At 47.6% G+C, this 13,102-nt stretch carries 12 protein-coding genes and 1 pseudogene; 10 read left to right on the top strand and 3 right to left on the bottom strand.

Annotation, left to right across the window (positions count from 1 at the left end; translation table 11 throughout):
* Nucleotides 1-322 precede the first annotated feature (322 nt).
* The 5 genes from STRDD11_RS06670 (at nucleotide 323) to trxA (ending at nucleotide 3,857) form a co-directional block, all read left to right on the top strand.
* On the top strand, nucleotides 323-1,039 hold the full coding sequence (locus tag STRDD11_RS06670) for an ABC transporter ATP-binding protein (protein ID WP_128836612.1): 717 nt from the start codon (nucleotides 323-325) through the stop codon (nucleotides 1,037-1,039).
* 1 nt (nucleotide 1,040) lies between these two features.
* Nucleotides 1,041-2,123 carry an ABC transporter permease gene (locus STRDD11_RS06665; protein ID WP_128836610.1) on the top strand — a complete coding sequence of 361 codons (1,083 nt, stop codon included), beginning with the start codon at nucleotides 1,041-1,043 and terminating at the stop codon, nucleotides 2,121-2,123.
* 306 nt (nucleotides 2,124-2,429) lie between these two features.
* Nucleotides 2,430-3,053, top strand: a complete 624-nt coding sequence (locus tag STRDD11_RS06660) for a TetR/AcrR family transcriptional regulator (protein ID WP_128836607.1) — start codon at nucleotides 2,430-2,432, stop codon at nucleotides 3,051-3,053.
* Between the two features lie 248 nt (nucleotides 3,054-3,301).
* On the top strand, nucleotides 3,302-3,523 hold the full coding sequence (locus STRDD11_RS06655; RefSeq protein WP_128836605.1) for a DUF4649 family protein: 222 nt from the start codon (nucleotides 3,302-3,304) through the stop codon (nucleotides 3,521-3,523).
* Nucleotides 3,524-3,542: 19 nt separating this feature from the next.
* Nucleotides 3,543-3,857, top strand: coding sequence for a thioredoxin (gene trxA / locus STRDD11_RS06650; RefSeq protein WP_128836602.1), 315 nt, complete (start codon nucleotides 3,543-3,545; stop codon nucleotides 3,855-3,857).
* A 384-nt stretch (nucleotides 3,858-4,241) separates the two neighbouring features.
* On the opposite strand, the gene STRDD11_RS06645 is transcribed toward trxA, so the two are convergent.
* A complete protein-coding gene (locus tag STRDD11_RS06645) occupies nucleotides 4,242-4,907 on the bottom strand; it encodes an ABC transporter ATP-binding protein (RefSeq protein ID WP_128836599.1) in 666 nt (221 codons plus the stop codon).
* Nucleotides 4,908-5,969, bottom strand: coding sequence for an ABC transporter permease (locus STRDD11_RS06640; protein WP_128836597.1), 1,062 nt, complete (start codon nucleotides 5,967-5,969; stop codon nucleotides 4,908-4,910).
* A 442-nt stretch (nucleotides 5,970-6,411) separates the two neighbouring features.
* On the opposite strand from STRDD11_RS06640, the gene STRDD11_RS14295 reads away from it, so the two are divergent.
* Complete coding sequence (locus STRDD11_RS14295; protein ID WP_128836840.1) at nucleotides 6,412-6,720, top strand: hypothetical protein; 309 nt, start codon at nucleotides 6,412-6,414, stop codon at nucleotides 6,718-6,720.
* 62 nt (nucleotides 6,721-6,782) lie between these two features.
* Here STRDD11_RS14295 and pepF read toward each other — a convergent pair whose 3' ends face one another.
* Nucleotides 6,783-8,582 (bottom strand): oligoendopeptidase F, encoded by a 1,800-nt coding sequence (gene pepF / locus STRDD11_RS06630; protein WP_128836595.1) that lies wholly within the window; start codon nucleotides 8,580-8,582, stop codon nucleotides 6,783-6,785.
* Between the two features lie 758 nt (nucleotides 8,583-9,340).
* Between pepF and STRDD11_RS06625 the strand changes: the two genes are divergently transcribed.
* The 4 genes and pseudogenes from STRDD11_RS06625 to STRDD11_RS06610 form a co-directional block, all read left to right on the top strand.
* Nucleotides 9,341-10,036, top strand: coding sequence for a DUF969 domain-containing protein (locus STRDD11_RS06625; protein WP_128836593.1), 696 nt, complete (start codon nucleotides 9,341-9,343; stop codon nucleotides 10,034-10,036).
* Nucleotides 10,036-10,959: a DUF979 domain-containing protein gene (locus STRDD11_RS06620; RefSeq protein ID WP_128836839.1), complete on the top strand. Its 924-nt coding sequence runs from the start codon at nucleotides 10,036-10,038 to the stop codon at nucleotides 10,957-10,959. The genes STRDD11_RS06625 and STRDD11_RS06620 overlap by 1 nt, the downstream gene beginning before the upstream one ends.
* 29 nt (nucleotides 10,960-10,988) lie before the next feature.
* Entirely contained in the window at nucleotides 10,989-11,633 is a 645-nt protein-coding gene (gene pcp, locus STRDD11_RS06615; RefSeq protein ID WP_128836590.1) for a pyroglutamyl-peptidase I, read from the top strand.
* Nucleotides 11,634-12,246: 613 nt separating this feature from the next.
* Nucleotides 12,247-13,102, top strand: a pseudogene (locus tag STRDD11_RS06610) (polyribonucleotide nucleotidyltransferase); the annotation flags it as partial.

Raw genomic sequence — 13,102 nt, 5'->3', positions numbered from 1 at the left:
TGAGAGCCTCGCGGGCTGGGAGTGAAAAGGTCTGGGAGACCTTTTCAGCCTGAGCTTAGAAACAAGAGAGTGAAGGGAACTAAATTTTTAAAAATTTAGTTCTGTCCCACCGCCTATATGCTTTCTGTTTCTGATCTTTTTAAGACTTTTCTTTCTCAAACCTAAGTAAATGGAAGTGAAAAAATGCAGAAAGCGAAGAATCCAACACCCTGATTTCGGAATGTTGGATTTTTTTGAACTTCTCTCTTGACAAGTGAGTGTTCACTCACTATAATGTATTTTACAACACACAGGTGAGTGAATGCTCACTAAGGAGGAAGAAATGGAAAATCTATTAGATTTGCAGGATTTGGAAAAATCATTTGGCCATCAGCTCGTCTTAGATCATGTAGGCTTTCAGCTGCAGGCCGGGGAAATTATCGGCTTAATCGGCCCATCCGGGGCTGGAAAGTCCACTATGATTAAAACCATGCTGGGAATGGAAAAAGCAGACGGCGGTCTTGCCCTTGTATTGGCTCATGCTATGCCTAATCGTCATATTTTGGGGGATATTGGCTATATGGCACAGTCAGATGCCTTGTATGAAGCTCTTTCAGGGCAGGAAAATCTGGAATTTTTTGCCAGATTGAAAGGTTTGACAAAGAAGGAGCTGGCACGCGATATTGCTCATGTCGCAAAGGTAGTTGATCTAACAGAACACCTGAATAAAGCAGTTTCTGGGTATTCCGGCGGGATGAAGCGGCGCTTATCATTAGCGATTGCATTCTTGGGAAATCCGAAGCTCTTAATTTTAGATGAACCAACGGTTGGGATTGACCCTTCCCTGCGAAAGAAAATTTGGCAGGAGCTGCTAATGCTCAGAGATAAGGGGATGGGCATTCTGGTAACGACCCATGTCATGGAGGAAGCGGAACTGACTGATAAGGTTGGCTTGCTTTTAGGGGGGAAGATTATTGCTTTTGACAGTCCAAGCAGGCTCAAAGAAAGTTATGGTGTATCCAGTATTGAAGAAGTCTTTTTGAAAGCGGAAGGAGAGTAGGATGAGAACAGCTGCCATTGCAAAAAAAGTATTGAAAGAATTGTTTCGTGATAAACGGACGTTGGCCATGATGTTTGCAGCTCCTGTCTTTATCATGTGGCTCATGAATCTCATGTTTTCAGCCAGCACGACGGTTGATGTAACCTTGGCCGCGCAGGATCTACCTGCTGCTCTAGTGACGCGCATGAACGAAACAGACTATGTCACAGTTGAAACCTATGACGATTTGAAAGAAGCAAAAAAGGCTCTTGCGGATGAAAAAGCGGACGCTGTCATTTCTTATAAAGATGGAAATTACACGGTCGATTATGCCAATACAGATGCTTCAAAGACGGCCTTTACCCGACAGGTTTTGCGCACAAGTCTGGTGCATGAAGGAACGGAGTCCTTGATGGCACGCGTGAAGCAAGCGCTCCCTCAAGCGGCATTCGATACTGCCAGTCCGGAAATCAAAGAAACCTATCAATACGGCAACGAAGATACGGGCTTCTTTGCCAAGATGATTCCCATTCTAATTGGCTTTGTTGTGTTCTTCTTCGTCTTTCTCATTTCCGGGATGGCGCTTCTGAAAGAACGAACCAGCGGTACTCTGGACCGCCTCTTGGCCACACCGGTCAAACGGTTTGAAATTGTCTATGGCTACATGCTGTCTTATGGGGTGATTGCGGTCCTTCAAACAGCCGTTGTCGTGCTTGCCGCTATCTGGCTGTTGGATATTGAGGTTGTCGGCAGCCTGATAAATGTTATAATAGTAAATGTCCTCTTGGCGCTTGTGGCTCTGGCTTTCGGGATCCTCTTGTCAACTTTGGCCAAATCAGAATTTCAAATGATGCAGTTTATTCCATTGGTCATTATGCCTCAACTCTTTTTCTCCGGCATCATTCCGTTGGAATCCATGGGCTCTTGGGCACAGACAGCTGGGAAATTCCTGCCGCTGACTTATTCTGGTGAGGCCATCAGCCAAATCATCCTATACGGACACGGACTTAAAGATATCCTGCCTCAAATCGGGGCTCTCCTGCTCTTCTTACTGGTCTTGACTGTCCTTAATATTGAAGGCCTGCGCCGTTATCGGAAGGTATAGTCTTTTCCTTTGCTTTTAGTAGTGAAACTGTTCGGGGATAGTTTCAGCCAATCGCTTAACATACAGGACGATAGGGCAGTGAGCTGCTCAAAGGCGGTGGGACGGGCTCATCAAGCATTAAGTCCGAGCCCAGAAACGAGAGAGCAGAGCAGATTTGGGGAAGTTTGAGCTTCAAACCACCATTCCCTGTTTGTCTGAGCTAGGCAGAGGCGGGACAACAAAATCGAAGACTTGCTCTTGCAGATTTTGCTCCTGCCTGACATAAAAAATAGAAAGAAATAGGAAACCATTCTGAAAGGTGAAAGAATGACAGACAGTATTTTTGAAACATTTGCGGACTACTTAGAGCAGTCAGACTATCCCAAAGGAAAAAAGAAAATAATGGAGTCAGCAGTTGAGCTCTTTGCCAGCAATGGCTACAATGGGATTTCAACTCTCCAAATTGCCAAAAATGCGGGGCTCAGTCAGGCGACTTTATTTAAGTATTTTAAAACCAAGGAAGAACTTCTAGTCGCCATTCTGCATCCTGTGGTGCCGGGCCTTTTTGTCAATTTCTTTGATGATTTGCTGACTTATCACAAGACGGAGGAAATGATACACTTTTTGGTTCGTGATCGGATGGCCTTTCTTGAAAAAAATCAAGCGCTGTTTAAGATTATTCTGCAGGAACTGCTGTCAGGCCAAAAAATAAAAGAGGAGGAGCAATTTATCTGGGAAATGATGCAGTCCAAACTAGCAGCTGTCCACAATCGGCTCCTGGAGGATCCAAGAGTGAATCCGGACCTGACCCCTTTTCAGCTTATTCGCATTTCGGCCGGTCCCCTCATTGCTTATTTTGGCCAACTTTGTGTCGTGGGAAAGAATGACGGAATAAGAGAGGAAGAGTTCATCATTTTAGAAAAGCAGATTTTAGCAGGTCTTTGGAAATAGAATTGCTTGTAAGGAGCCTTATACGGTATGTTCCAATGTGAGTGAGGGCGCAGCCGTCATGGGAGTCTGTCCCATCCTCTATACAGGCAGCTCCTGCCGTCTTGTTGGTTTCTGGTTAGCGTGGATTCTCCGGTTGGAGGATTGAGATGTTCTTCTGCAAGGCATTTTATTTGACAGATGTAATGGTTTTGGTTACAATCTAAATATAAAAAAGATTACAGATGTAATCGCAAAAAAAGGAGATCCATATGATTGAAATAACCTATTTAGACGCTGTCAAGCAGGAGCGGGTGATGCGGTTTGAGTCTTATCAAGATTTTGAGCAGTCCCAGCAAGCCTGTCTGATTGGGGTGGCGGATTATTATCCCGTTCAAAAGCTGACCTACAAGGGCCATGATTTGAACTATCAGGGCACTTACGGCGATGTGTTCTTTTTCCTGATGAAGCAGGATTTGAGCCAGTTTGACTAAAAATAAAGGAGAAAAAAGAATGGTAAAAGCAATTACAGATGCGACATTTGAGCAGGAAACAAAAGACGGTTTGGTCTTGGTGGACTTTTGGGCGGCTTGGTGCGGACCTTGCCGCATGCAGGGGCCAATCTTGGACAAACTGTCTGAAGAACTGTCAGAAGACGAGCTGAAAATCCTGAAAATGGATGTGGACGAAAATCCAGAGACAGCGCGTGCTTTTGGGATTATGTCCATCCCGACTCTGCTCTTCAAAAAGGACGGTCAGGTCGTCAAGCAGGTGGCCGGCGTTCACACAGCCCAGCAGATCAAAGCCATTGCGGCAGAGCTGGGATGAGAAAGAAACGATTGGAAATCGGAGTTCCAATCGTTTTTTTCTTATTCATTTGCTGTGTGCTGTTTTCCGGCAGCAGCTGCCTCTTCCTCAGTCATAGTGGCAGCTCGGTCAAATCGTGTATCGTCATTTAGTTTATCTTTTATTACGTCGTTAATTCGCCTTGCCGTACCCCAGTACAGCCTGCGACTCGTTGCCTAGTACTAAAAGCAAACTAAAAGACTATATTAGATGGCCGGCTGTCCAGACTATAGCGGTAAACATCTGCTGTCCCATTATGGGAAGCAGAAACCTTTCTTTCTTCTTGTGTGGCAGCCTGTGCTTCCTGAGCTCTTCGGCCTTCTTCTCTGTTAGCTCTTCTCTTTATTACTTTGGGAGGCTGGCTCGTTATCGGATCTCAGTCAGCACACCGTCCTGCATCTCGTAGACCTTATCGACCTCGTTCAGCAGGCGGGTATCATGGGTAATCATGACAACGCTCTTATGGTATTGCTGGGTCACCTCTTTGAGCAGGTGCACCACGCGCTTGGCCCGCTCTGTATCCAGACTGGCCGTCGGCTCATCGGCTAAGATAATGTCTGGACTGTTGTAAAGAGCTCTGGCGATGGCAGCCCGCTGACGCTCCCCGCCGGACAATTCCTTGGGATACTGCCGGAGTGTGCCTTTCAGGTCCAGCAGCTCAATCAGGCTGTCCAGATCCAGTCTGTCTTTTTTAGATAAGCGGTCAATCAGCCGGAACTGGTCTTCGATTTTCAGGAAAGGAATCAGGTTGGAGGCCTGCAGAATAAAGCCAAAATGATTGAAACGCAGATCAGCCCGCTGTTTTTCCTTGAGCAAGGAAGTGTCTTTGCCATGCAGGAGAATCTGTCCTTCTGAAGGAGTCTGCAGCTGCCCCAGCAGAGTCAGAAAGGTTGTTTTGCCTGATCCTGACGGTCCGATAACGGCTGCAAACTGTCCTGCTTCTAATTGAAAATCCGTAGGTTTCAAAGCCTGAACCAGTGTATGTCCCTGGCCATATTCTTTTGTGACGCCTTTTAATTCTAAGATTGGCATTTATTCACCTCCGATTGCTGTAATGGGGTCAATTTTCAACACCCGATGAATGGACAGGAGACCGCCGGCCAGAGACATGAGAATGATCAGAACGGTCAGTCCTGCATAGGATGACCAATCGCTGTAAAAAGGCATAGAGGCCGGCAAAATCAGCTGGGTTCCCAACAGTGCCAAAACGGCCAGGCTGATCCCCAGAGCAGACAGGATGAAAATCTGCCAGAAGATAGAAGCAATGATCTTCCCGCTGGCAATGCCCTGAGCGCGCATGATACCATAGAGATGTGTCTTTTGAATCGTAATGATATAGGTGAAAATCCCCAATACCAAAAAGGTAATCAGAATCATGGCTCCAATCATAAAGTTGAATGTCAGCACCTGAGCCTGATAGCCGGGGATATTGTTGACCAAATCGCTCATAGAAATCTGACTGAGGCCGGCTTCCTCAATCTTCTGATGATCCTTGACCACCAGCGCGCTGATACTTTTGACCAGACTAGAACCGTATTTTAGTTCCCTGAAATCTTCCAGTGTCATAAAGAGCACTGGCTGAGTGAAATAGCTGTTGTCCTCTGTAAAACCGACAATCTGATAGAGCTGTTCACTGCCATTGAGCTGGAGGTAGTCGCCCAGCTTGACCCCTTTTTGCTGAAGACGCTTATCTGCAACGGCTTCATGCGCAGTCTGGACAGTTCGTCCCTCGACTAAATTTGGTGCCAGAAAACTGTCCCAGTCCAGTCCAAAGACCTGAACATTGATTTTTTCGGTCCCGTCTTCGTAATTGGCTACGGCAGGCATTTGTCCCAAAGCAGCTACAGCATCCCCTTGAGCTAGCCGGCTGTACTCTTCTTCCTTGATTGTTGAAGCAGCCAGATTGTGATTGGCATACTCTGACAGAATCACTGACTCCGCCTGCCACTGGTCCAGAGCCAGCCGGTTGAGCCGAACCAGGCCGGCGGAAAGACTGGATAAAAAGAAGACCATATAAGTGATGAGAAAGACGACCGCTACGACCAGACGATAGCGTCCGCGGCTGTAGACGATTTCCTTAAAAGCTAAAAACAAGTCAGTTCCCCCTTGAAAGATTATAGAATATTATACCATAAAGGCTCCAACTAAAAAATTTTTCTGCCAGTATCCGCTCCGACGTTTTTGCAGTTCTCTCTATTCCCGTTGATACTGCTGGGATGAGCCGGGCGGATAAATTAATTTAAATTTTTTGTTGGAAAATACAATATTTAAGGTATAATAAGGAGAAAGAAAATGATTCATACTCAATGAAAATCAAAAGCGGACAAGGGATATGGTTTTTTTGCTCTTCCAGAAATTGAACAGCAGAGAAACTTTCAGCCTATTATCTTGCAATCAGAACATGACAGGCCGCAGATAGGAAGTGCCATCTTTGATTTTCTTCTGGCTTCCAGCCTTTATTTATTTGAGTATAAAACGTGGTGGAAACGAGGTACAGGCTATTCTTGAGATCTTAAATCAATTCTTCTTTGTTTTTATGATGCTGACCCCCTTCATCGCTCCGCCGGTTTTTGCTTTCTTTTTGGGCTGGATGATTCCCCGGTCACAGATAACGCCCGAACGGATCATTGCGGTCTTGGTGTTTTTGATTGTTGCCTTGCTTTTGATTTCCTATTTTGCTCCTCAGCTGTTGGGCTTGGTTTTTTGGAGCCTCATCTGGTTTTTCCTAGGGCTGCTGCGGACTAAAAATTATAGCAAGTCACAGATTTTAATCAGATGGCTGATATTTGGTGTTTGTTTCAGTACCTACATTCTGCTTTATCTGTCAGTATCCAGATTTTTTTAATTCCTTATACAAAAAGACGATAAAATCAGCTTGAATCCGTTCAAGCTGATTTTATTTCTTCATTATTCCTCCAATTCCCTGCTGTAAGCAATAATCTGCTCGACAGTGTCAGAGAGGAACTGGATCGTATCGCGGAGGGGCTTGTCGGTGGAAATGTCAGCTCCGATGATGCGGGCAGACTCGAGCGGGGTCTTGCTGCCGCCGGATTTGAGGAATTCCAGCCAGTCACGGGCGCCGTTCTCAGAGTTTTTCAGATGCAGGTAGCCGGCCGTGGAGATGACCAGCCCTGCTGAGTAGGTATAGCTGTAAAGCCCCATATAGTAATGGCTCTGCCGCATCCAGGTCAGGGCTGCATTGTCGTCAATGTCAACGGCATCGCCCCAGAACTCGGTCAGGACCTCCTTCATGATGCTGTTCAGCTTGCTGGCTCCAAAGGTTCCGCCTTCTTCAATCAAAGTATAGACCTTGCGCTGGAAGGCTGCCTCCAGCAGGTGGGTGATGAAATTGTGGAAGTAGGTATCGGTCAGGCGGTGGGCCAGAGCAAAGCGTTTCTGGCGGGGATTATCAAACTGGTGTTCCAGATAATCACTGAGCAGGAGCTCGTTAAAGGTAGACGGTGCTTCGACATAGTAGGTGGACATGTGAGCATTGAAATAGCTCTGACTATTGTCGGAAAAGATAAACTGACCGGAATGGCCAATCTCATGAATGAGAGTGTAAACATCACTCATGCGGCCGGTCCAGCTCATGAGGACATAAGGATGGACCCGATAAGGGTCTGCCGCGTAGCCGCCGGAGTCTTTGCCTTCATTGGCCGCAAAGTCCACCCAGCGCTCACTTTGGTAGCGGGCGATTTCCTGACTGTACTCTTGGCCCAGCGGAGCGACAGACTTCATGACCAAGTCATAAGCGTCATCAATGCTGACTTGGGGATTGAGCTCGCTGTCAATGTCCAGCTTCCAGTCAGCAAAGGTCATCTTTTCAAGGCCGTTAACTTTGGCAACATGTTTGAGGAATTTCTGGGCAACTGGGGCAAAATCGTTCATAATCAGGTCGATTTGGCGGTCAAACATAGACCGGTCCACTTCCTGCTCAGCCAGCAGGAAGTCAAAGACAGAGTCATAGCCGCGCATGTCCGCCAGCAGCTTTTCGGACTTGACCTGGGCCAGATAGGCTGCGGCTGCTGTATTTTGGTGCTTGCGCAGCCCTGCTGAGAAAGAGCGGAAGGCTTTTTCCCGAACTTCTGCATCCTCATGATTCTGATAGAAGTTTTCATAAGTGACAAAGCTGTTTTTATAGACTTTGCCATCGACTTCAAAGTCTGCCATGGCAAAATCGCCGGCCCGCATTTTGGTGTAAATATCCTGAGGGCTGTAAAAGACTTCGGACAGGTTGGTCAGGGCTTTTTCGACCTCTGGCCCCAGATAGTGGGCTTTTTTAATCTTGGCCTGACGGATGGCAGCGGTCAGATGGGGCAGTTTGCCAAGGGCTTCCAGCACTTCCTCATCGGCCTTGACCAAGGCATCGTCAAAAAAGCTGAGAGCTACACTGGCTTCGGTTTCAAAGTCCATGGCTGCCTGGGCAATCTGGGCAAAGCTTTCGTCACCAAAATCAGTGGTCTGAGGCATAAAGCCGTAGTTGCCGATGTGACTGATCTGGATATAAATCTGTTCTAACTCGGCAAAGGCTCGCTCAAAATCAGCAAAGCCTGTCAGCTGGTCCTTGTAGTTGCGGCTGAATTGCGCGATGTCTTCCTTGGCTTTGTCAATAGCCCGCAGGAAATCTTCCTGATCCTGATAGAGGGCGGTCAAATCCCACAGTTCTTTTTCAGGAAATTCTGAACGTTTCTTTTGTTCAAGCATGCTTGTCTCCTTTTAGTGCAAATACTATCTCTAGTATAGCAGAAAATCGGACGAAAAAGGAGACTTTTATGACGATTTGGCCGGGGAGCGGAAAAATTCATCAATTCGTTCCAAAATCCATGAACGGTTGATTTAAATGTATGATATACTATAATTAATGAAGCATACTCAGTGAAAATCATCAGCAAACCAGGCTGCTCAACAGTCCGGGGGGTGTGAATGGAGCGTCCGCAAGGAAGTCTCAGCAGTAGGCCTATTTGGTGAAAGCTTCGCTTTCTTTATCTGCAGCCTCCCTGCCTCATCGTTTCCGGGTCCGGTCTGAAAAGGTCCCGCGGACTTTCCCTGCTTTTGAATTTCTGGGCAGGGGCTAAAAAGGTCCCCCGGACCTTCCCTGCTTTTGAATTTCTGGGCAGGGGCTAAAAAGGTCCCCCGGACCTTCCCTGCTTTGAATTTCTAGGCAGGGGCTAAAAAGGTCCCGCGGACCTTCCCTGCTTTTGAATTTCTAGGCAGGGGCTAAAAAGGTCCCCCGGACCTTCCCTGCTTTTGAATTTCTAGGCAGGGGCTAAAAAGGTCCCCACGGACCTTCCCTGCTTTTGAATTTCTAGGCAGGGGCTAAAAAGGTCCCCCGGACCTTCCCTGCTTTTGAATTTCTAGGCAGGGGCTAAAAAGGTCCCCCGGACCTTTTTACTCCCTCAGACTGTCAAGCTGACGTGGTTTGAAGTGATTTTTCGAAGAATAGAGACAAAAAGGAGTTCTTTATGGAGTGGATAAAACTAATCGGCATTGCCATTATTGTAGTAGGTTTTATTTTGAAATTTGATACGATAGCAATGGTTGTTATTGCAGCTTTGGCTACTGCTTTGGTATCCGGTATTCCTTTCTTGGATTTCTTAGAAATTTTAGGCAAGGAATTTACCAATCAGCGAGTGCTGACCATCTTTATGGTTACGCTGCCGCTGGTCGGACTGTCTGAAACCTACGGTCTGAAGCAGCGGGCGATTCACCTGATTCAGCGCCTTAAGGGCTTAACGGTCGGAACTTTTTATACGGTCTATCTGATTATTCGCGAATTAGCGGGCTTCTTTTCGATTCGGTTGGGAGGGCATCCTCAGTTTGTTCGTCCTTTGGTCCAGCCGATGGGGGAAGCAGCTGCTCAAACTCAGACTGGCAGAGAGCTGACGGCGGAGGAAGATGAGGAAATCAAGGCGCGTGCGGCTGCTAATGAAAATTTTGGGAACTTTTTTGCTCAAAATACTTTTGTCGGGGCAGGAGGAGTTTTGTTAATTGGCGAAACCCTGAAACAGCTTGGCTATGACGGGAACTTTGCCAGCATTGCTTCAGCGTCTGTCATCGTCGCTGTGATAACAATTTTTGTCGTTAGCCTCTACAATTATCTGTTTGACAAAAAACTGCAGAAAAACAGGATGAAAAGCGGGAAAGGAGAAGAGAAATGATGGCAGAATTAGCAGAAAAATCGTTGGAAATCACCTACATTTTGATTGGGCTGCAGTTCCTGCACACAGCTTACTGCGCCTATAAGGATACAAGCAATCCCGTTCGCTTTGGGACAGGTTTGTTTTGGGGGCTGCTGGGTCTGACCTTTCTGGGCGGCACTTATCTTCCCAATAAGGTGACAGGCGCTCTTGTTATTGTCATTGCCCTCCTGACTCTTTTTAAACAGGTTCGCATCGGGACGCTGCCGGCACATAGTGAGAAGGAGGCAGAAGCGAGTGCTGTTAAGCTGAAAAATCGGATTTTCCTTCCGGTCATGCTCATGTCAGTGATTGCTCTTTTAATGGCTCAGCTATTGCCGGATTTCAGCCGGGTTTCGATCAGCTTTGGTGCTATTATTGCGACTGCAGCAGCCCTCATCATTATGCGTGCGAAGCCGCAGTCTCTCTTGGCGGAGAACAACCGGATGACCCAGCAGGTCTCAACAAGCGGTATTCTGCCCCAGCTTCTGGGAGCCTTGGGAGCGATCTTCACGGCGGCTGGCGTCGGCGATGTCATCGCAAAGATGATCAGCGGGCTGGTTCCGGCAGACAGCCGATTTTTCGGAGTTGCGGCCTATGTCTTGGGGATGGTCGTCTTTACCATGATTATGGGCAATGCTTTTGCAGCCTTTACTGTCATCACAGCCGGTGTTGGAGTGCCTTTTGTTTTTGCTCTTGGCGCCAATCCAATCATTGCCGGGGCTCTTGCTATGACAGCCGGCTACTGCGGGACCTTGCTGACGCCAATGGCTGCCAACTTTAACGCTCTGCCGGCAGCTCTGATGGATATGAAAGATCCAAATGGTGTCATTAAAGCTCAGGCGCCTGTTGCCTTGATTATGATTGCAATCCATATTGCTTTGATGTATTTTTTAGCCTTTTAACATAAGGCTCAAAGAGAGGAGAAGAAACGATGAAAATTTTAGTGACCGGTTTTAATCCCTTTGGCGGAGAAATGATCAACCCTGCTTTGGAATCCGTAAAAAGACTGCCAGCCAGCATTCAGGGGGCTGAGGTCAAATGGATAGAAATACCGACCGTTTTTCATAAATCTGCTCAGGTTTTGGAAGAAGAACTGAAAGCCTACCAGCCAGATGCTGTCCTTTGTATCGGCCAGGCCGGAGGACGTACAGGTCTGACTCCGGAGCGGGTTGCTATCAATCAGGATGATGCCCGCATCCCGGATAACGAAGGAAATCAGCCGATTGATGTGCCGATACGGGCAGACGGAGCCCCCGCCTACTTCAGCAGTCTGCCTATCAAAGCCATGGTAAAAGCGATTCAGGATGCTGGTCTGCCTGCGGCTGTGTCCAATACAGCAGGGACCTTTGTCTGCAATCACCTCATGTACCAAGCGCTGTACTTGGCAGACAAGCAATTTCCGCATGTCAAAGCGGGCTTTATGCATATTCCTTATATGATGGAGCAGGTAGTGGATAAACCCGATACAGCTGCCATGAGCCTGACAGACATCAGCCGAGGAATCGAAGCTGCTATCGGAGCCATTGTAGATTACCAAGATGGCGATATTCAGACGGTCGGCGGTGCAACTCATTGACAAAAACAGGGCCCTTTTTATCGGCTGCTTACAAAAAATAAGAAAAAAGACGAAGGAGGTCTGCAGGCACTGCTGCTGCAGAATGGGGCCAATCGTCTTTTTTAGATGCAATGAAAATCAACATCAGACCGGGCGGCGAGCTGCAGCTGGTACCGGAGTTCAGCCGAGCGAATAATCCTCAATGAAAAATAAGGTCCAGAGATTTCGGAATATTCTTGAGAAAAAGCTGTTTTTACCCTTTTTCTTTTAACCGGAAATATGGTAAAATAAGGTTTATACGCGCTTGATACAAAGATGAGGGTATAATAATACAGCAAGGCTGCAAGAGGCGGCGCTAAACGCTTTGGACAGCCGGCTTTCAGCCTCTTGAGCGGGTAAGATTTCTGCTTGGCTGCGTTATTGAACGCAGGCTGAATGGAGCCTGGGGCTCATTATTAGGGAAAAGAGAAGTTTTCTGGCACTTATCGAGCGAGGGCTGCGTCTGTTTCCTCTTTTTCTGCAGAAAGATTCTGCAAGCCGGACTGCCCCGCAGCATCTTTAGTGTATCTTCATCTTTGTAGCCAAGACGTATACAATACTAATCGAGCGAATGCTCAAAAGGAGTCGTCTATTTATGACAAAACAGATATTTAAGACCACTTTTGCCGGCCGCGAATTGGTGGTTGAAACCGGTCAGGTGGCCAAACAGGCCAACGGCAGCGCAGTGGTGCGCTATGGCGAAAGCACCGTCTTAACGGCTGCGACCATGTCCAAGAAGATGGCTACGGGTGATTTCTTCCCCCTGCAGGTCAACTATGAAGAAAAAATGTATGCAGCTGGGAAGTATCCCGGCGGCTTCAACAAGCGTGAAGGCCGTCCTTCTACCGATGCGACCCTGACCGCCCGTCTGATTGACCGCCCAATCCGTCCTATGTTTGCGGAAGGCTTCCGCAATGAAGTGCAGGTCATCAATACTGTGCTTTCCTATGATGAAGATGCTTCGCCGCAAATGGCGGCCATGTTTGGCTCCTCTCTGGCCCTGTCTGTCTCTGATATTCCTTTTGACGGCCCTATCGCAGGGGTACAGGTAGGCTATGTGGACGGAGAATTTGTCATCAATCCGACCAAGGAGCAAAAAGCTGTCTCCTTGCTGGAATTGACGGTAGCAGGGACCAAGGATGCCATCAATATGGTAGAGTCCGGCGCCAAGGAACTGCCGGAAGCAGTGATGCTGGAAGCCCTGCTCAAAGGCCATGAAGCAGTCAAAGAGCTGATAGCCTTCCAAGAAGAAATCGTGGCAGCAGTCGGCAAGGACAAGGCTGAGGTTGAGCTGCTGCAGGTGGACCCAGCTTTGCAGGCAGAGATTGTGGCCGCCTACAACAGCGACCTGCAGCAAGCCGTTCAGGTGGAAGAAAAGCTGGCGCGTGAGGCCGCTACCCAAGAGGTCAAAGACCAAGTGACGGCTGTTTACGAAGAGAAATATGCAGACC

The sequence above is a fragment of the Streptococcus sp. DD11 genome, assembly GCF_001578865.1.
Taxonomy (GTDB): Bacteria; Bacillota; Bacilli; order Lactobacillales; family Streptococcaceae; genus Streptococcus; species Streptococcus panodentis.
The sequence above is the reverse complement of the archived record's forward strand: the minus strand, read 5'-3'. Positions and strand labels throughout refer to the sequence as shown.